The sequence below is a fragment of the Leeuwenhoekiella parthenopeia genome (assembly GCF_020782115.1).
Lineage (GTDB): Bacteria > Bacteroidota > Bacteroidia > Flavobacteriales > Flavobacteriaceae > Leeuwenhoekiella > Leeuwenhoekiella parthenopeia.
Genome location: NZ_JAJGMW010000004.1, coordinates 16085 through 34867 on the forward strand (window position 1 = coordinate 16085; position 18783 = coordinate 34867).

16 protein-coding genes and 1 riboswitch are annotated in these 18783 nt (G+C 43.5%); of the genes, 5 read left to right on the forward strand and 11 right to left on the reverse strand.

From position 1 onward, the window contains the following. The first annotated feature begins 25 nt into the window (after window positions 1–25). Window positions 26–1144 (forward strand): glycosyltransferase family 2 protein, encoded by a 1119-nt coding sequence (locus LLW17_RS04165; RefSeq protein WP_228229009.1) that lies wholly within the window; start codon window positions 26–28, stop codon window positions 1142–1144. 83 nt (window positions 1145–1227) lie between these two features. On the opposite strand, the gene LLW17_RS04170 is transcribed toward LLW17_RS04165, so the two are convergent. From LLW17_RS04170 to LLW17_RS04180, 3 genes are all read right to left on the reverse strand, one after another. Next, window positions 1228–1707, reverse strand: a complete 480-nt coding sequence (locus LLW17_RS04170) for a hypothetical protein (protein ID WP_228229010.1) — start codon at window positions 1705–1707, stop codon at window positions 1228–1230. An 84-nt stretch (window positions 1708–1791) separates the two neighbouring features. Further along, window positions 1792–2910, reverse strand: a complete 1119-nt coding sequence (locus tag LLW17_RS04175) for an acyloxyacyl hydrolase (protein WP_228229011.1) — start codon at window positions 2908–2910, stop codon at window positions 1792–1794. After that, a complete protein-coding gene (locus LLW17_RS04180; protein WP_228229012.1) occupies window positions 2910–3668 on the reverse strand; it encodes a head GIN domain-containing protein in 759 nt (252 codons plus the stop codon). Before LLW17_RS04180 ends, LLW17_RS04175 begins: the two co-directional genes overlap by 1 nt. A gap of 194 nt (window positions 3669–3862) precedes the next feature. Here LLW17_RS04180 and LLW17_RS04185 point away from each other — a divergent pair, with 194 nt between their 5' ends. Next, a complete protein-coding gene (locus LLW17_RS04185) occupies window positions 3863–5482 on the forward strand; it encodes an ArnT family glycosyltransferase (RefSeq protein WP_228229013.1) in 1620 nt (539 codons plus the stop codon). On the opposite strand, the gene LLW17_RS04190 is transcribed toward LLW17_RS04185, so the two are convergent. The 4 genes from LLW17_RS04190 to LLW17_RS04205 form a co-directional block, all read right to left on the reverse strand. Further along, on the reverse strand, window positions 5479–6570 hold the full coding sequence (locus tag LLW17_RS04190; protein WP_228229014.1) for an acyloxyacyl hydrolase: 1092 nt from the start codon (window positions 6568–6570) through the stop codon (window positions 5479–5481). The two genes, LLW17_RS04185 and LLW17_RS04190, sit on opposite strands and share 4 nt — an antisense overlap. Window positions 6571–6621: 51 nt before the next feature. Continuing rightward, complete coding sequence (metF, locus tag LLW17_RS04195) at window positions 6622–7578, reverse strand: methylenetetrahydrofolate reductase [NAD(P)H] (RefSeq protein WP_228229015.1); 957 nt, start codon at window positions 7576–7578, stop codon at window positions 6622–6624. Window positions 7579–7738: 160 nt separating this feature from the next. Beyond that, window positions 7739–10867 (reverse strand): vitamin B12 dependent-methionine synthase activation domain-containing protein, encoded by a 3129-nt coding sequence (locus LLW17_RS04200; protein WP_228229016.1) that lies wholly within the window; start codon window positions 10865–10867, stop codon window positions 7739–7741. Between the two features lie 9 nt (window positions 10868–10876). After that, window positions 10877–11899 (reverse strand): homocysteine S-methyltransferase family protein, encoded by a 1023-nt coding sequence (locus LLW17_RS04205; RefSeq protein WP_228229017.1) that lies wholly within the window; start codon window positions 11897–11899, stop codon window positions 10877–10879. A gap of 121 nt (window positions 11900–12020) precedes the next feature. Beyond that, window positions 12021–12122: riboswitch (SAM riboswitch) on the reverse strand. A 248-nt stretch (window positions 12123–12370) separates the two neighbouring features. Between LLW17_RS04205 and LLW17_RS04210 the strand changes: the two genes are divergently transcribed. Genes LLW17_RS04210 through LLW17_RS04220 form a run of 3 tightly spaced genes read left to right on the forward strand, consistent with a single transcriptional unit; the run spans window position 12371 to window position 14213 of the window. Next, window positions 12371–12955 carry a carboxymuconolactone decarboxylase family protein gene (locus LLW17_RS04210; protein ID WP_228229018.1) on the forward strand — a complete coding sequence of 195 codons (585 nt, stop codon included), beginning with the start codon at window positions 12371–12373 and terminating at the stop codon, window positions 12953–12955. A gap of 15 nt (window positions 12956–12970) precedes the next feature. Then, entirely contained in the window at window positions 12971–13840 is an 870-nt protein-coding gene (locus tag LLW17_RS04215) for a phytochrome family protein (RefSeq protein ID WP_228229019.1), read from the forward strand. Continuing rightward, the gene (locus LLW17_RS04220; protein ID WP_228229020.1) at window positions 13827–14213 is read left to right on the forward strand and encodes a response regulator; all 387 of its coding nucleotides are present in this window, start codon (window positions 13827–13829) and stop codon (window positions 14211–14213) included. Before LLW17_RS04215 ends, LLW17_RS04220 begins: the two co-directional genes overlap by 14 nt. Here the strand turns inward: LLW17_RS04220 and LLW17_RS04225 are convergent. The 4 genes from LLW17_RS04225 to LLW17_RS04240 are packed head-to-tail and all read right to left on the reverse strand — an operon-like array spanning window position 14210 to window position 18734. Next, complete coding sequence (locus tag LLW17_RS04225) at window positions 14210–15265, reverse strand: NAD(P)/FAD-dependent oxidoreductase (RefSeq protein ID WP_228229021.1); 1056 nt, start codon at window positions 15263–15265, stop codon at window positions 14210–14212. The two genes, LLW17_RS04220 and LLW17_RS04225, sit on opposite strands and share 4 nt — an antisense overlap. Window positions 15266–15303: 38 nt before the next feature. Continuing rightward, window positions 15304–15888 (reverse strand): precorrin-2 dehydrogenase/sirohydrochlorin ferrochelatase family protein, encoded by a 585-nt coding sequence (locus tag LLW17_RS04230; RefSeq protein ID WP_228229022.1) that lies wholly within the window; start codon window positions 15886–15888, stop codon window positions 15304–15306. Between the two features lies 1 nt (window position 15889). After that, on the reverse strand, window positions 15890–16648 hold the full coding sequence (gene cobA / locus LLW17_RS04235; protein ID WP_228229023.1) for a uroporphyrinogen-III C-methyltransferase: 759 nt from the start codon (window positions 16646–16648) through the stop codon (window positions 15890–15892). Then, window positions 16641–18734: a nitrite/sulfite reductase gene (locus tag LLW17_RS04240; protein ID WP_228229024.1), complete on the reverse strand. Its 2094-nt coding sequence runs from the start codon at window positions 18732–18734 to the stop codon at window positions 16641–16643. The genes cobA and LLW17_RS04240 overlap by 8 nt, the downstream gene beginning before the upstream one ends. Window positions 18735–18783 lie beyond the last annotated feature (49 nt).

Genomic DNA, 18783 nt, shown 5'->3' on the forward strand with positions numbered 1-18783 from the left:
TTTCGCAAAGCTAACCATTATAAGCGTGATCGTCATTGCCCTCCTCTTAATCTTCTATGTTTTGCTCATCGCGGGGCTTTGCATTGGTTTTTTTAGACTGAAAAACGAAAGCACAAATTTTGACAACCAGATGTTTTCAGACACCAAAACCAGGTTTTCTATCGTCATCCCGTTTAGAAATGAAGCCGGACATCTGCAAGCCTTACTGGAAACATTGAATTGTTTGGATTATCCGGATGAACTGTATGAAATCATTCTCATAAACGATGGGTCTACAGACAGGTCTTTGGAAGTAATTGAAAATTTTCTAGCTGCGCATCAAAGACTAGAACTGAAAATACTAAACAACAAACGCGTTTCGGGTTCACCAAAAAAAGATGCGCTCAATCTGGGGATTGCTGAAGCGAAAATGGATTGGATCATTACCACCGATGCAGATTGCCGGGTGCCGTCAAACTGGCTGAAGCATTACAATTACAAAATACTTCGCGAGGCTTGCACATTCATCGCCGGGCCGGTTTGCTTTTATGAAGATCAAAACCAATTGCTGGATGCCTTTCAACAGCTGGACTTTTTGAGTCTTCAGGGCGCAACCATCGGCAGTTTTGGACTGAACAGGCCGTTTATGTGTAATGGTGCAAATCTGGGGTTTTTAAAAAGCGCGTTTTTAAGGCTGAATGGCTATGCTGCGAACAATCACATCGCCAGCGGAGACGATGTGTTTTTAATGCAGCAGTTTTTAGAAGCCGATGCTAAAGCGGTTGGGTATCTCAAAACCCGCGACGCATTGGTAGCAACAGCCCCGCAACCCGATTTAAAATCGCTGATCAATCAACGGAAGCGCTGGGCAGCGAAGGCCTCAGCCTACAAAAGCCGTTTTGCTGTTTGGGTTTCGGTTTTGGTTCTTTTGGGAAATGCTTCGGTAGTAGCCATATTATTTTTTGCCGAAATCTACTACTTATTGATACTAAAAGTCGCTATAGATTTTCTCCTCATCTGGTGCACCGCAAATCTTTTCGCCCAAAAAAAACCGTTTAAACAGTATCTATGGGTTGCGCTTGTTTATCCGTTTTTCACCCTGTATATAGCCTTGGTGAGCCAGTTTGGTAAGTTTAGCTGGAAAGGGAGGGATTTTAGGAAATAGACACCTACGTAAACATCCATCCCCAACGCTTCCTTCAAAGGAAGGCTGCTGTTTGAAAATTTCAAAAAGCACGCTAAAAACTCTTATTCAACCTTCACAACCACCGGCATTTTAAAGCTGGTCTTAACCGGAATACCTCTTTTGTGGGCCGCGATGATTTTAGGAAGCGAATCGAGGCTGTCTATAAGCCAACCTTCCAGTTGCGGCAATTGACTGGCGATGGTATCGGGAATTTGTGCCTTTTCAATTGTGAGATCACCCAGCTCGCTGATGCTCAGGTAAAGCCAGACCGTATCGTTGATTTCGGTCTCGACAATCATCGTTTTATTAGAAAGCTGAAGCTGAAAATTGCGCTGCAATTCGTTTTGAAAACAGGAATAACGCGCCTGTTGATCTTTTAAGTTTTCGCAGGAAGCAAAAGTGGGATACTCCTCAACCTCATTCATATTAAGGGTTTTGAGTTCTTCCTGTACCAGATCGTCTGAAGAGATTTTTTTGGTCTCGAGATCTTTACACGAAAACAGGTTAAGGGCAAGCGCCAAAAGAACTACAAATCGAATCATGGAATGACTTAAATCACTGGCAAAGATGTAAAAACGAGCGGAATAAAACTAGTACTTACTCGGCTAACAGTCTTTTACCGGTTTTTAAAAACGATAGCCCAGACTAAACTCTACGCCTTCGGCTTTTGCGCCGTGCGCTTTCACGGTAACAGCAGCCGAGATATCTTCGGTAAAATAGCGCTTAAGACCCAGCCTGTTGTAAAGTCGGTTTTCAAATTCGTACGGGTAGTACACGTAATAACCCAAATGCGAAACAAAAGCGATCTTGTTAAAACGCAGTTCGTGACCTACGAAAAGCCCTACACGTTTCCAGTCTTCATCACCGGTAACGCCGGTTTCGGGAAAAGAAGCGGCCTGAAGCTTAATAAGTTCTTTGAAGAAATAGGCAAAAAACACATCAGTCCCTGCGACGAGAGTGCTTTTGTGGTTGATGCGCTTATCTGCAAATGCCGAAACCACAAAAAACGGAAACTGCCCCTGACCTACAATGTCGCTTTCATTGCCCCCGCCGCGTAGCGCCAGGTTGAAATGTACCGGCTCGGTATATTTGGTACGCTCGCCTTCGGGGATATAATCGGGAAACTCCTCGTAATCGAGGTTGTAATTAGCGCCGACGTTAAAGGCAAAGGTATTGGTACTGTTGTTGGGTGCGCGCAAATTGGCATTGCTGTAATGAATAATCGTAAACCCGGCATTTAATCCGAAGCCTTTATACAGGTTTTGCTTGTTGTATTGCAGGGCGATGTAGGTCGAACTCAGCAATTTGGTGCCGTAGGCATTGTTTATGTAATTGGTTTCGGGATCATACGGACTGCCCGCAACCGCGACTCCCTGACCGATGCGGAAATACGCATTACGATTCAAAAAATAAAAGTTGAAATGCCCGTAAAAACTCAGGTTTTCGCCCAGATACTCGTTGTGCAGATCCTGATAAATAGCTGAAAATCCCCAATCGGGATAATTGTAGCGGCGTTCCCACTCATTAAAACCGTAGGTACGGCGGTTGTAACTTACTATAAAACCGGTGGGATGACCGGTGATGAGGTGATTGATGTCGGGGTTATGCTCCAGAATACTTCCGTAGAAAAACGAGGCGTCTAATGATACCGGTTTTTTCTCCTTCAAATCGGGGTTTTCCTGTGCGGTCAGACTGTAAAAAGAAAAACTACATACGGCAAGTAAAACAAGTTGAAGTCTGCGCATTAGTTTTCAAAAATTAAGCGGCCGGTGTATTTTTCTTCAACCTCAACCACAGCCGGTCTGTTTACCGAAATAACATCTCCGGTTCCAAAAATGGTTCCTTTAATACTCGCCTGTGGGTTTACAATCATCTTGTTTGCAGAGGTTTGATTTACGGTTACATTTTGAGCAACCAGATCCCGGGCTTCAAGTCTTGGGCCTTCATTAAAAAAGGATGCTCTTAAGTTAGTGGTTGTTCCCGAAAGATAAAAAACGCTTTTTCCGTTAGCGCGAACCTCCAAATTGTTGGCAACAAGATCCAAATAAAAGTTTCCACTTTTACGCGGTGTAGTATCTCCAGAATCATAGATCGTATCGCTAAGCAAAACCAAAGTTGCAAAATTAAGAGTACCGTCACTGTAAATCGCATTCCCCGATGCATTGCGTATTTCGGTAAGATTTGGCGTTGTGACGTAGACCACAAAGTTTTGATAATCGCGAAACAGGTTGCAGCGCTTGGCGTTTTTGATGCGTAAAATACCGCCGTCAAGCACTTCGATTACGGCATCACTTACCATATTCTCTCCGGTTTTAAGCACCACTTTTTGCTCGGGACCCTGCTTGATGTACACAATCACATCGGTCTCACTGCGCAGTTTGGTAAACTCAGGCAAATCGTAGGTAATGGCTACAGGATCGCCTTCTCCTTCAAAACAATCACCGGCATTATCTGAACCACAAGCGGTGAAAACTAATAATGCAAATAAAAACAGGTTTCTCATAAACTTCTTCAACTCGCTCATTGAGCCTTGGCTCAACCGCCACAAAGTACGGTAAAAAAGTCCTAACCTACCCGCAGATTGTTTTTTGAAAGCAAGGTGCCTCTCAAAAAATAAAAATAAGCAGGCTACATTTTAGCATATGCATAGAAAGACAGAACTTTGAATTCTTAGTTGTATTAAACGTCCGGAATATTTTGACTAAAAAATTCTATGTCCTTCTCGTGGTTCTTTTTGGCGTTTTGCTGATCAGGCTAGGGAGCTGGGGTCTTACCGAAAGCAGTGAAGCACGCTATGCCGAGATTGGCCGCGAAATGGCCTTAAGCAATGATTTTATCAATCCCAGTCTACTGGGAATCATTCACTATCATAAGCCTCCTGTTACCTACGCCATTACGGCGATTGGGTATAAAATTTTTGGTTACAACGAGTTTGGAGCCCGGTTTTTTTTAAGTCTGGCTTTAATCCTGCAGCTGTTACTTATCTTTAAAATTGCCCGGCTTTGGTTTAAGGACGACAAAATCGCACTGGCTTCGGCACTAACATATTTTTCATTTCCGCTGGCGCTTATCGCTGTGCGTAATTTAACCACAGATGCATTCTTAACCACGTTTATTATCTGGGCGATTTATTTATGGCTTCAGAATAAATTAAACGAAAAGATAACTTACCTCTACCTGTTTTATATTGTTTTAGGACTGGCCTGCCTCACTAAAGGTCCGGTTGCATTTTTACCTGTTGCCTTGTTCATTCTTTGTTATAAAATCATCAATAGGGAAAAACCCAAAGTGAGTATTCATTCTGTTTTAGGACTTATTTTACTGCTGGGAATTTCGGCATCCTGGTTTATCATTTTGATCCTGCAAAAACCGGAACTCTGGGATTATTTTATTCAGGAACAAATCATCGACCGAAGCGTACATGCCGAAACCTTTCACCGCGATAAACCCTTTTGGTTTTATCTGGTATTGGTTCCTGCCCTCTCTCTACCCTGGATAGTACCTACGCTGATTACGATCTTTAAGGTGAAACAGGAAAAATGGGATAAACCCACTCAAATTACCGGTTATACAGCATTGTCCATTTTGATTGCCTTTTCCCTTTTTTCGTCCAAATTAATCTTATACATCCTCCCGATGTTTCCGTTTTTGGCGCTCTTTTGCGGCAGTGTTTTCATCCAGTATGGCAACCGGTTTTCAAAAATCTACGAGTTCTCTTTTAGAGGTGCATTTCTGCTTTTAGTACTCATTATTACCTCGTTGTTCTTTATCCCTCAATTCACGTTTACCTGGTATAAAACACTGCTTTTTCTGGGAATCTCCCTGGCTTTCGGTTCTCATTTGTTATTTCGGTCAAAGGCTGCTCAGGTAGACCGTCTGCTTGTTTTAAGTACAGCGATGTTGAGTGTTTTGATCTTGATTTATGCTGATTTTGCAGCGCAAAACCAAACGCTTATCAATTCACCTAAAGCGAAGTATGCGTTTGTTAAAAGTGAAAGGACTGATCGTGATTATAAAGTTTTGGTCTACGACAATCTGCTATCTTCTGCCCCTTTTTATTTGGGTGACCGGGTGATTACCATCTACAACTCTAATTTTGAAGCCAAACGGGATACGCGCTTTGAAACTACAGATCACTGGAAAGAAACCTATCTTCCTCTAAACGAACCGGGGCAAAGCGACCGACTCAAGAAGTTACTGGCCGATAAAAACAACGTTTTACTGATTAAGAATAAGAAATCACTGCCAGACAGTTTACAATACCTGTTGCAAGGCTTTCAGGCTGAAAAAATGAAGAAGTGGACGGTGTATTACTAAAGGCGGTAACCTATACCAAATTCTACCGCTTCAGCCTTTGCTCCGTGCGATTTGAGCGTAATAGCGCCGAAGATTTTATCGGTAAAATAACGTTTTAAACCGCCTCTGAAATAAATCCGGCCTTCAAAGTCGTAGTCATAATAAGCATAATAACCAAACTGCGTTACAAAGGCATTTTTGTTAAACCGAAGTTCGTGTCCCAAAAACACTCCAAAACGCTTCCAATCCTCATCTCCTGTGGTACCCAGACGTTCCAGAGCAATACTCTCGTACTCGATCTGGTCTTTTAAAAACGGACTCAGAAAAAAGTCAACACCCGCCTGAAGCGTGCTTTTATGCGTAATGCGCTTATCTACAAATGCCGAAGTAACCAGAAAAGGACGCTGCCCCAAACCGATGTAGTCGCTTTCATTAACCCCGCCACGCAAAACCAAATTCAGCTTTAAAGGCTCGGTATAGCGGCTTTTGACATTTGGGATATACTCGGGTCGCTCTTCGTCATCCAACTGGTAATTCAAACCCAGGTTGAAGGCAAACGAGTTGGTACTCGCATTAGGCGCCTTTACATTAGCATTCGAATAATGGATTAAGGAAATACCGGTTTGTAAACCTATTCGATCTATAATATTGGGTTGCTTATAGTTTACCATCACAAAGGTTGAACTCAACAAGGTAGAACCGTAAGCATTATTTCTAAAGTTATCATCCAGGTCAAAAGGCTTAGTCGTCGCAGCAATACCCTGACCAATACGCAGCATCAATCTTCGGTTGAGGGCGTAGAAGTTAAAATGACCGTAGAGTCCAAAATTCTGACCCAGATTTTCATTCTTTTGATCCTGCGCAATAAATGAGAACCCGTAATCCGGGTAATTGTAACGTGCTTCCCAATCGTTAAAACCATAGGTCATACGATTATAACTCAGAATTACACCCGTAGGATGCCCGGTAATTAAATGCGCGATGTCCTTATTGTGCTGCAGGATGGTTCCGTAAAAAAAGTTGGCATCCAGGCTGTACGGCTTAACTTCGGTTTCCTGGGCCATAACAGAAAAGCCGCAACACACTAAAAACAGGATTCGGTAGATCATTCGATTTTAACTATCGGGCAAATGTATCAAATAGTATTCGAATTTATTCCCCTAAAAAAGTTCAGCCGCAATTGCCTTGATGTTGTCGCTTTTCCCCATAGAATAATAGTGCAATACCGGCGCACCGCCTTCCATAAGCTCGCGCGATTGCTGTATCGCCCACTCAATCCCTACCTGACGCACGTCATTGTTGTTTTTGCAGGCATCAACAGCATCAATGAGATCCTGAGGCAAATCAATTTTAAAAACCTGCGGCAGCAGTTGTAGATGGCGTTTAACCGCAAGTGGCTTAATCCCCGGAATAATAGGAATATCAATTCCTTCAGCGCGCACCATATCTACAAACTCGAAGTATTTTTTATTATCAAAAAACATTTGGGTTACCACATAATCGGCACCGGCCTCCACTTTTTGAATAAGGCGTTTTAGATCGGTTTTTAACGAAGGAGCTTCCAAATGCTTCTCCGGATAGCCTGCCACACCGATGCAAAAATCAGAACAGTCTGAAGTTTCAATTACATTATTCAGATAGCGGCCTTTATTCATATCGGCAATTTGCTCTACCAGCCCCAGTGCATACTCGTGCCCGCCTTTGGTAGGTTCAAAATACTGCTGCTCTTTCATCGCGTCACCGCGCAAGGCCATCACGTTGTGAATACCCAGATAATGGCAATCTACCAGCAGATATTCGGTTTCTTCTTTGGTAAACCCGCCACAAAGCACGTGCGGCACGGTATCCACATCGTATTTGTGCTTTATAGACGCGCAAATCCCCAGAGTTCCCGGGCGCATACGCGTGATTTTTTTGTCGAGCAGACCGTCTTCTTTCTCGATATACACAAACTCCTCACGCGAAGTCGTCACATCAATAAACGGAGGTTTAAACTCCATCAAAGGGTCAATATTATCGTACAATTCCTGAATGCTTCGGCCTTTGCGTGGCGGTATCAATTCAAAAGAAAAAAGGGTTTTACCGTCTGCTTTTTTTATGTGATCTGTAATTTTCATATTCCTCTTCCTCCGCCCGCTCCAAAGGAGCGGGAACCGGATTTATTTATTCTATTAATATTCAATTTTTGGGCGCCTCCCTGCGGGCCGGGCTTTCGCTGGTCGCTGTCCTGGCTACCGCCACGACGAGCTCCAACAGCAGCTCAATCCCTGGCGCTTTTTAATCTGCGATATTCGGGTTTAACCACTTTTCAGCGGTGCGCACTTCGATAGCTTTCCGCTTTGCGAAATCTTCAACCTGATCCATTTTGATTTTACCCAAACCAAAATAACGCGCCTCCGGATGTGCAAAATAATACCCGCTCACCGAAGCAGCCGGCCACATCGCAAGGCTTTCAGTCAATTCAACACCTATGCGTTCTTTGACATCGAGCACATCCCAAATAGTTAGTTTTTCCAGATGGTCCGGGCAGGCGGGATAACCCGGTGCCGGCCTGATGCCCTTATACGCCTCTTTGATGAGTTCGTCATTAGACAACTCCTCATCGCTGGCATAACCCCAATGTTGCTTGCGCACACGCTCGTGCAGGTATTCGGCGAAAGCTTCTGCCAGACGGTCTGCCAGGGCTTTTACCATTATGCTGTTATAATCATCGTGCTCGGCTTCATATTTTTCGGCCAGTTCCTGAGTGCCAAAACCTGCAGTAACGCAAAAACAACCCATATAATCGTTTTTCCCGGTTTCTTTAGGCGCGATGAAATCGGCCAAAGCGATATTCGGTTTACCCGAAGCTTTTTTGCTTTGCTGGCGTAAGGTTCTAAAGATGAATTTCTCCTGCTTCTCGACTGCGCCCGAAGTGACCAACTCAATGTCGTCGTCGTTTACAGTGTTGGCTTCAAAAAGACCAAAAACGGCTTTCGCGGTCAGCAACTTTTCGTCTAAAATCTTTTTAAGAATCGCTTTCGCGTCAGCAAAAAGTTCGCGTGCCTGCTCGCCTACAACCTCATCTTCGAGAATGTCGGGATATTTACCGTGCAAATCCCAGCTGCGGAAAAACGGTGACCAGTCTATATAATCAACGAGTTTTTCCAACTCAAAATCTTCGATTACCTGTATACCGGGCTCGTTGGGCTTAAAGGCTTTAAAAGCATCCCAGTCGAGCTTCCATTTATTCTCGCGGGCCTGTGCCAGCGTTAAAAAGTCGCGTTTTTTACCACGGGTTAAAAAGCGGTCCCGGAACAATGCATAATCCTGTTTGATATCTGCTTTATACTTCAGTCTGGTTTCCGGATTGAGCAAATCGCCCACCACGGTTACCGCTCTGGATGCATCATTCACGTGCACCACTGCTTCCGGATATTCCGGGTCAATTTTTACAGCCGTGTGCGCCTTACTGGTGGTAGCACCACCTATGAGCAAAGGCACGGTAAAATCCTGACGCTTCATTTCTTTCGCCAGAAAAACCATCTCATCCAATGATGGTGTTATGAGTCCGCTAAGGCCTATGATATCAACATTGCGCTCTTTGGCGGTTGCGATTATCTTCTCAGGCGGAACCATTACGCCCATATCTATAATCTCATAGTTGTTACAGGCCAAAACCACGCTAACAATATTTTTACCGATGTCATGCACATCGCCTTTAACGGTTGCCATAAGAACCAAGCCAGCCCCCCTTTCCCCCTGAGGGGGAGTTTCGGTCACTATCTTTTCAACGATGCGTTCTAAAACCGCTTCGGTATTTTCTAAAACCTCAACATTTGAAAAGCGGATTACCTTGAACCCTTGTTCCTGAAGCCACTCTGTACGAACCTGATCATGCTCCTTATTTTCGGGCAATTGATGAATTAAACCATCAATTTCTATTACCAAACGTTCTTTGAGACAGACAAAATCAGCAATGTATTTGCCTATGATGTGCTGCCTTCTAAATTTATAGCCCTGTAGTTTTTTGTTGCTTAAATAATCCCAAAGCACTTTTTCAGCCGGAGTGGGATTGTTGTAACGCATTTTTTGAGCAAATTCCTTAAGCAAACCATATAATACCGGGTCTGCCGTGCGCCAGTATTGCTCCCCCATTGGGGGTTGGGGGGCTGCGTTTTTCAATTTCTCCTCCTCAATATACGGTAATAAATAGGCCACAGCCTTTTTCATTACCCGTGCCGATTTAACCACCTGAGGCAGGAACATTTTTCCATCTCCAAAGAGATCGCCTACCACATTCATACCGGTCATCAAATGTCCTTCAATCACGTGCAATGGCTTTTCTGAAGCCTGCCGCGCTTCCTCCACATCTTCTAAAATATAGGTATCAATACCTTTAACCAGAGCTCGTGTAATTCGATCCTGAAGCGGTTCTTCACGCCACGAAAGGTCAACGGTTTTTTCTTTGGCACTGCCTTTTACGGTTTCGGCAAAATCAAGCAGGCGTTCGGTTGCGTCATCCCTGCGATCCAGAATCACATCTTCAACGTGCTCCAGCAAATCTTTCGGGATGTCGTCATAGACCTCAAGCATCGTTGGATTTACAATCCCGATATTCATCCCGGCCTTTATGGCATGGTAGAGAAATACCGAGTGCATCGCTTCGCGTACGGTATCATTTCCGCGGAAACTAAACGAAACATTACTCACCCCACCACTCACGTGCACGTGAGGCAAATTTTCTTTCACCCAGCGGGTGGCTTCAATAAAGTCAATAGCATTGCGACGGTGCTCCTCCATCCCGGTAGCAACCGGAAAAATATTCAGGTCAAAAATGATGTCTTCCGGCGGAAACTTTACCTGATTAACGAGTATATCATAACTGCGTTTGGTGATTTCAAGTCGGCGCTCGTAATTGTCTGCCTGGCCTACCTCATCAAAAGCCATAACAACCACGGCAGCACCGTAGCGCTTTATCTTTTTGGCGTGGCTAATAAATTCGGCTTCGCCTTCCTTCAAACTGATGGAATTCACCACACATTTGCCCTGCACGACCTGTAAACCCGCCTCAATGATTTCCCATTTAGAACTGTCTATCATAATGGGCACCCGGGCGATATCGGGTTCGGCGGCAATCAGGTTTAGGAAGTTGACCATTGCTTTTTTACCGTCAATAAGACCATCATCCATATTGACGTCAATGATTTGCGCACCGCCTTCTACCTGATCGCGGGCAATGGCTAGTGCCTCGTCAAATTTCTCCTCATTAATAAGTCTTAAAAACCGGCGTGACCCTGCCACATTGGTTCGCTCACCCACATTCACAAAATTGCTTTCGGGAGTGATGACCAAAGGCTCAAGTCCGCTTAATTTAAGGGGTTTGAAGTTTTTAGTATGCTTAGCTGCCTGTACAGTAGTACTCATAACTGGTTTTTATAAAGCTGCCGTTTGTTCTAATGCGGGCAATGGTCTGGGTTTATAGTCTTTTACAAGATCTGCTATTGCCTTGATGTGTTCTGGTGTGGTACCGCAACAGCCGCCTACGATATTGATAAGCTGTTTATCGAGGTAGGTTTTTATTTGCGCTGCCATTTCTTCTGCGGTCTCGTCATATTCTCCAAAAGCGTTCGGTAAACCGGCGTTGGGATAAGCCGAAATCGCAAAGTCTGATTTAGATGAAACCACTTCGAGATACGGAGTAAGCTGGTTTGCACCCAGCGCACAGTTGAAGCCTACTGAAAGTAAAGGCATATGGCCTATGGAAATCAGGAAAGCTTCCGCAGTTTGACCGGAAAGTGTTCTTCCGGAAGCATCGGTAATCGTGCCACTTACCATCACAGGCACCTCAATACCGCGCTCGTCTTTTACCTCTTCGATAGCAAAAAGGGCCGCTTTCGCGTTAAGCGTATCAAAAATAGTCTCAACCAAAAGAATATCTACGCCACCGTCTAGCAGTGCCTCGGCCTGTTGCTTGTAGGCTATGCGCAATTCGTCAAACGAAATTGCCCTAAAACCGGGATCGTTTACATCTGGTGACATACTCGCGGTTTTATTGGTAGGTCCCATTGCACCGGCAACAAAACGGGGTTTGTCGGGTTGCTTTTCGGTAAACTCCTGCGCCACCTTCCTGGCGATTTTAGCCGACTCGTAGTTGAGTTCGTAAACAAACTCCTGCATTCCGTAATCTGCCATTGCTATGGTGGTACCGCTAAAGGTATTGGTCTCTACGATGTCTGCGCCTGCGGCAAAATAGCTGGCGTGTACATTAGCAATCGCCTCGGGTTGGGTGATACTCAACATATCATTATTACCCTGTACCGGGCTGGGCCAGTCTTTAAACCGTTCTCCCCTGAAATCTTCCTCGGTAAACTTGTAGCGCTGCAGCATGGTCCCCATAGCGCCGTCCAGTACCAAAATTCGCTCTTTTAAAGCCTGATATAATTTGTCTTTACTCATAATCAACTCGTATAAGCCTGTATCCTCTCCTCTCGGTTTTAAGCACAGTTAAATCTGCTCAAAACAAAGCGCAAAATTAAGTTATTAAGAAGGCAAAAAGGGAGTTCGTGAAACTCGTTTTTTGTTATCTATCTCAACATATGAGTAGAATGTAGCACCTTCTCCGGGAGGAGGGTTGCTAAGGCTTCATCGGGTCTAATCCCTCTGCCTTTCTTGATAACTGCATTAAATAATGAACTGAACTGCAAAGATTAAAAAACAACGGGAGAATACCCAAATTTTAAGAGATTAATGTTTAAACAATTAAAAAAATACCTGCCTCTTTTTTAGACAAATGGCAATATATGCGGACGAAAAACGCATAAATATACTTGTTAAAAAATCAACTATCTGATTTACAGAGTTGTGTGTTTGATTATTTAAGTTAATTTTGTAGTCCCCATTTTTATAACGAAACGTAACTATTTATCTATGCAAAACGCTACTTATCTGGAATCTAGATTTCCAATTGTGGATTATGAGAATGCCTCTGATGCCGTAAAAGAAATCTATGATAACACAAAACGCACGCTACAAATCCCATTTGTACTAAACTGGTTTAAATGCCAGGGCTCTAATCCCATTTTACTAGCCGGAAATTGGGCTAAATTAAAAGCTACCCTAATGCAGGGTAACGTGCCTAACGTTTTAAAGCAACTCATTATTTACAACGTTTCAAAAAAACGCAATTGCTCCTACTGTGCCGAAGCTCACGGGATTTTTGCAGACAGCATGAGCAATCTGGTTAATGAGACGGCAAACTTTAAAGTGACCGAAAACCTGGATAGCCCCATGATTCCTGAAAGCTTTAGAACTGCTATTAAAGTGGTGACCAAGGCAGCTCTGCATTCTAATCAGATCAACGATGAAGATTTTAAGGCATTAAGCGATGCAGGTTTTGACGAGTCTGAAATTCAGGAATTGATGGCTCAGGCCGATCTGGTTAATATGCTGAATACCCTTGCAGATGTTTCCGGTATTAAGATCGATAACGAATTGATGGAAGCCCAGGCTTAAAACCTTTACATTCCTGTGAATCTATCTTCAGCCAAGTATCGCATTACCTACGAGGCATTTTCCAAGTTATCAGGCAGTCTCAGCAAAGTAGAATCTGTTGAAGAGCTTGGAATTGTTGCTAACAGGCATCTTAAGTATTTGTTTAATTTCAAGATGCTTAGGATTGTTATGCTTTTTAAAAACGAAACTGCTGTAAGTTTTACATTCCTTAAATCGAAAGAACCAAAAATCGTAGATAGCGATGAATTACTCGATTACGAAAAGCAACTGTTTAAAGTAAAAATTCCTCTTTTGAGAGCGCTTAACACAACCGATTTACCCGGTCATGCTACAGCTCTTTATGAAAACTGGAATAAGCCAAAATTATGGGGCTGGCATACGACATCAGGCGAACGGGAAATTTGCTTTTCCTTAATTTCAGATGATACCGAAAGCTTTAACCACAGTGATATGGAAATCCTCAATCTGCTGGTTGATAACATCACCTCGAGGTATTTTCAAATCTATCTGAGTCAGCAATTAAAAACCAAAAACTTAAGGCTGAAAGAAGCAATTACAGAAATAGAACTCAAGAATACCGAAATTGAGCGCATCAATAACAATCAACAAAATATTATTTTCCGCAGAACGGAAGAATTGCATTTTAAAAACAAGAAACTTCTCGAACTCTCAAAACTTAATGCTCACGATCTAAGAGAACCTCTAACCCGAATTCTGGGCTTTCTGGAAATCTCTGAACTGTATACCGACGAAGATCTGCGAAAAAGTATTCTTCCCAAACTTAAAGAGTCTGCTCTTGAACTGGACCTTATTTTTAGAAGAGTGGTTAGCCAGAGCGAACAAACTGCCTCAAATGCTAATTTAATTGAAAATGGGTATGACTAAGCTGCTTAAAATAATGCTGGTTGATGATCAAAAAATGGCCAATTTCATCAACAAAAAACTTATCGAAGTCACTGATTTTGCCGAAAGTATCATTGATTATACCCTGCCGCGTACAGCTCTTTCTGAACTGGAGAAGGAAAAACCAGACCTGATCTTTCTGGATTTGAATATGCCCGATATTAACGGATGGAGCTTTTTAGACGCACTAAAAGAAAAAGATGACCAGACCCGGGTTGTAATTGTAACTTCAAGCACAAGCGATCTGGACAAAGAAAAGGCCCAGAATTATAATCAGGTGATTGATTTTTTAATAAAACCGCTCAACAAGAATATCATTCTGGACCTCAAAAATAAATTGCGCCCTGCCTGCTAGTCTATAGCCTGCACTACGGCTTTTTCGGCTTCTTTACGCGTACCGTCAAAACCATCTATACCGCTCACTGTGGTATATTTCATCACATAGCGCTTACCGGGATTGATGATTTGATATGCAGATTGGCACATCATCGTGGCCTCGTGGAAACCACATAAAATAAGTTTCAATTTTCCGGGATAGGTGTTTACATCACCTATTGCAAATACACCGGGGATATTAGTCTGGTAATCTAAAGCGTTATCAACTTTGATCGCATTCTTTTCGATCTCAAGACCCCAATCTGCGATAGGACCTAATTTAGGCGAAAGCCCAAATAAAGGAATAAATGCATCAGCCTCCAGTGTGCTTTGTGATTTATCGGCGTGTTCTATAACTACCTGCTCCAACTCATCTGCTCCTGCGAGACCTACAACTTCTGCAGGAGTTACGAGATTAATTTTGCCAAGCATTTTCAATTCACGTACTTTTTCAACAGAATCGAGTGCACCTCTAAATTCATTTCTACGGTGAATGAGGGTAACTTCATCAGCCACATCAGCCAGGAAAATACTCCAGTCCAATGCTGAATCACCACCACCTGCAATGACCACTTTTTTACCGCGATACACTTCAGGATCTTTAATCATATAGGCGACACCCTTGTCTTCAAACTGGTGAATATTTGGTATAAGCGGCTTGCGCGGCTCAAAACTTCCCAAACCACCGGCAATTGCCACCACAGGTGCGTGATGCTGTGTACCTTTATTGGTGGTTACAATAAAACTACCGTCTTCCTGTTTTTCTATAGTCTCTGCACGTTCACCCAATGTAAAACCGGGTTGAAATTGCTTGCCCTGCTCGAGTAAATTGTCTACGAGTTCGCCCGCCATCACTTCAGGAAAACCGGGGATATCATAAATAGGCTTCTTAGGATAAATCTCAGCCAACTGACCACCGGGCTGCGCCAGCGCATCAATAATGTGACATTTCAGCTTTAACAATCCTGCTTCAAAAACGGTGAATAACCCGGTAGGGCCTGCTCCAATAATTAAAATATCTGTCTTTATCATCTGTTCTGTTCTTTGAGCCTTAGCTCCTCATTCAACTCTTAATTCTTCTTGATCAATCCTTTAGTAAACTCATTCAGGGTTTCTACTTTCTCTTCAAAATCTCCTTTTATGGTTTTTCGGTATTCATTTAAATTTTGCACCAGATCGTCAATATTATCCGGTATTACTTCTTCAAAAAACTGCCGCAGCCGTTTTGCAGTAGTGGGTGACTTTCCGTTAGTCGAAATCGCAATCTTGACATTTCCTTTGGTCACAATTCCGCCCATATAAAAATCACAAAGTTCGGGCACATCGGCAATATTGCAGAGCAAAAAACGCTTTCGCGCCAGCTCATAAACGCGCTTGTTTACTTTTGGGCTGTCTGTAGTTGCAATCACAATGTGACGCTTCTTCAACATCGACTTTCTAAACCTTCTTTTGGTGATTTTTACGTTGTATTGTTTCGCGCGCTCCAAAGTTTCCGCTCTAAAAAAAGGAGCCACCATCTCTACCACCGCGTCCGGACTCGACTTGGTCAAAAACGTGAGTTTTTCAAGCGCAACATTTCCGCCACCCACAATAAGCACCTGCAGATTGCGAACTTTGAGAAAAACCGGATAAAGTGTATTGGTTTCTTGCGACATTTTAGGAAGCGTATGCGATTTTATTTTGCAAGTTAAGCAATTGCTCACGATGGCGCACCACCTCACCAATAACGATAATTGATGGGTTAGTAAGCTTTAACTCTTGTACAACTTCTTCGATACTGTCTATGGTGCCTACCCCAATGCGTTCTTCGGGCGTTGTTCCGTTTTGAATAATGGCAACAGGGAGGTCGTTTTTTCCGCTTTCGCGAAAGCATGCCGTAATCTCAGCAAGCTTGCTCATCCCCATTAAAATCACGACGGTGGCCGAAGATTGCGCTGCGAGTTTTACATCTTCTGAAAGTTTATGCGCCCGGGTGGTACCCGTAATTACCCAAAAACTTTCTGAACTGCCCCGTTTGGTCAACGGAATATTCTGATATGCGGGTACCGCAAGTGATGAAGAAATTCCCGGAACAACTGCAACCTCAATTCCTGCTTCGGCTGCGATTTCCATTTCTTCTGCACCGCGCCCAAAAATGAACGGATCTCCGCCTTTTAAACGTACCACGTGACCATGACTTTTAGCCCGTGAGACAATAAGATCGTTGATTTGCTCCTGCTGATAGGCATAACAACCTTTACGCTTTCCTACAAAAATGAGTTCGGCATCAGCGGCATATTCTAACAACTCCGGATTTACCAGCGCGTCATACAAAACCACATCGGCACTTTGCAAGGCTTTGATGCCTTTTAAAGTGAATAAATCTGCATCACCGGGTCCTGCTCCTACTACGGTTAATTTTGGATTCTTAAACATTGGCAAGCTGGTTTTTGCGGAAGGTATCAACGCGGTTAAAAAATGCGTTTGCGTCGGCTAAATAGGCTTCGGCAAACTCGCGGGTAGGTTCGTTTTTTTGTATTTGGTAAACCAAATCTGCAAACGAAGTTTCTCCAAGAAGCGTGTCATTTTCACCGAAAGTATTGTCAAACTCCTCGATAATATTGGCCTGGGTATTTGTTTTTACGTCTTCAGAAAGCAAGATGGCTTTAGCTCCATTTACCAGCCCCGCATAGGTGTGGTAAATACTGTCTGCCCATTTTTGCTCTTCAAAAGCTTCGATGGCGCTGCCCAGTTTGTCTTTGGCTTCCAGTAAAAGCGTTTGAACCAAATCAATCACGACTCCGGCACACTCTCCAACACCTACTTCCTGAATGTATTTTTCATCATTACCCCAATCTACAAAGTCAGACTCCACCAGATTATCGGTATCTGAAAGTGGTTTTAGGAAATCGTAAAAATATCGCTGCCCTTTTTCATCGTAATAACTCAAAAAGTCAAGATCTCCGGCGTTTGCTTTGAAATCGTCTAAAATCGCGCGCAAAGCCTCTGGACCTCTCTTACTGGGGATTTTGATCACTTTGTCTGCAAAACGACCTTCGCCATTACCCAAAACGCCACCGCCTAAAAGCACCTGCAATGCAGGAGCAACCAGTTTCTCCGGTGTACGCACAGACATTCCCTGAAAGCCTATGTGCGCCATATTGTGCTGACCGCAGGCGTTCATACACCCACTAATTTTAATGGTAATGCCTTTATTGTTTAAGTACTCGGGATATTCGGCCTCAAGCACTTCTTCTAGTTTAACTGCGATACCGGTACTACTTGCAATCCCTAAGTTACACGTATCGGTACCGGGACACGCAGTTATGTCTGTAGTGGTTTCATATCCCGGGCGGGCAAAGCCTAGGTCGGCTAGTTGTGAGTAAAAGAATGGCAATGCCCCTTCCGGTATATGTCTTAACAGTATATTTTGACGCAGGGTAAGACGCATCTCATCCCCACCGTATTTTTTAATCAGACCCGCCAAAGCGCGTGCTTCTTTGGTATAAAAATCCCCCAGTTTTACACGAATCCCAATAGCCACAAGACCTTCCTGTTTTTGCTTAAACACATTGGTCGCTTTCCAGGCTTCGTAAGCTTTGGTATCTTCAATAGCTACTTGTGGAGCTTCGGCTAACGGAGCTTTTGGCGTCCCATCAAAAGCTGCAGTATCAATTTCATACGTTTTATAAGCTAATGCTTTTCGCTCTTCTTCCACCAATTGCATAAAGCCTTCCTGCCCCAAATCTTTTATGAGGAATTTCATACGCGCTTTTAAACGTCTGGAGCGTTCCCCATGACGGTCAAACACCCTCAGCACCCCTTCTATAGTTGGGATAAGCTGATTCACCGGTAAAAATTCGGTTAACACATCTGCGTGGCGTGGCTGCGAACCCAGACCACCGCCCAGCATTACTTTAAAGCCGCGTTCGCCATCTTTGATTTTTGGGATAAAGCCCAAATCATGAATGAATGCCAAAGCCGAGTCATCATCGGTTGATGAAAACGACATTTTAAACTTTCGGCCCATTTCCTGACAAACCGGATTTCGCAGAAAAAACTGAAAGGTAGCGTGTGCATACGGTGTTGCGTCAAAGGCTTCATCAGGGTTGATCCCGCTATCAGCACTTGCAGTTACGTTACGCACCGTGTTACCACAGGCCTCGCGAAGGGTCACATCATTTTTTTCCAATTCGGCCCAAAGCTCAGGAGTGCGGTCGAGACTCACATAGTGAATCTGAATATCCTGACGGGTGGTGATGTGTAAACGTCCTTTGGAATATTCATCAGAAACATCAGCTATACGCAACAGCTGATCGCTGGTCACTTTACCGTAAGGCAATTTGATGCGCACCATTTGCACCCCTTCCTGACGCTGACCGTAAACACCGCGTGCTAAACGCAGGCTTCTAAAGCGCTCTTCATCAATCTTTCCGTCTTTAAAGAGCTTGATCTTTCTTTCAAGTTCAATAATATCGCGTTCTACAACGGGGTTTTCTATTTCTGTTCTAAAGCTTTGCATAGCTTATTATTTTTTAATTCTTAATTATTTTAATCCTATAGAAATAATA

What these genes read in the sequence shown, in the direction of transcription:
- LLW17_RS04170 (WP_228229010.1), bottom strand. Translation starts at nt 1,707, where the DNA reads ATGATTCGATTTGTAGTTCTTTTGGCGCTTGCCCTTAACCTGTTTTCG.
- LLW17_RS04175 (WP_228229011.1), bottom strand. Translation starts at nt 2,910, where the DNA reads ATGCGCAGACTTCAACTTGTTTTACTTGCCGTATGTAGTTTTTCTTTT.
- LLW17_RS04180 (WP_228229012.1), bottom strand. Translation starts at nt 3,668, where the DNA reads ATGAGAAACCTGTTTTTATTTGCATTATTAGTTTTCACCGCTTGTGGT.
- LLW17_RS04190 (WP_228229014.1), bottom strand. Translation starts at nt 6,570, where the DNA reads ATGATCTACCGAATCCTGTTTTTAGTGTGTTGCGGCTTTTCTGTTATG.
- metF (WP_228229015.1), bottom strand. Translation starts at nt 7,578, where the DNA reads ATGAAAATTACAGATCACATAAAAAAAGCAGACGGTAAAACCCTTTTT.
- LLW17_RS04200 (WP_228229016.1), bottom strand. Translation starts at nt 10,867, where the DNA reads ATGAGTACTACTGTACAGGCAGCTAAGCATACTAAAAACTTCAAACCC.
- LLW17_RS04205 (WP_228229017.1), bottom strand. Translation starts at nt 11,899, where the DNA reads ATGAGTAAAGACAAATTATATCAGGCTTTAAAAGAGCGAATTTTGGTA.
- LLW17_RS04210 (WP_228229018.1), top strand. Translation starts at nt 12,371, where the DNA reads ATGCAAAACGCTACTTATCTGGAATCTAGATTTCCAATTGTGGATTAT.
- LLW17_RS04220 (WP_228229020.1), top strand. Translation starts at nt 13,827, where the DNA reads ATGGGTATGACTAAGCTGCTTAAAATAATGCTGGTTGATGATCAAAAA.
- LLW17_RS04225 (WP_228229021.1), bottom strand. Translation starts at nt 15,265, where the DNA reads ATGATAAAGACAGATATTTTAATTATTGGAGCAGGCCCTACCGGGTTA.
- LLW17_RS04230 (WP_228229022.1), bottom strand. Translation starts at nt 15,888, where the DNA reads ATGTCGCAAGAAACCAATACACTTTATCCGGTTTTTCTCAAAGTTCGC.
- cobA (WP_228229023.1), bottom strand. Translation starts at nt 16,648, where the DNA reads ATGTTTAAGAATCCAAAATTAACCGTAGTAGGAGCAGGACCCGGTGAT.
- LLW17_RS04240 (WP_228229024.1), bottom strand. Translation starts at nt 18,734, where the DNA reads ATGCAAAGCTTTAGAACAGAAATAGAAAACCCCGTTGTAGAACGCGAT.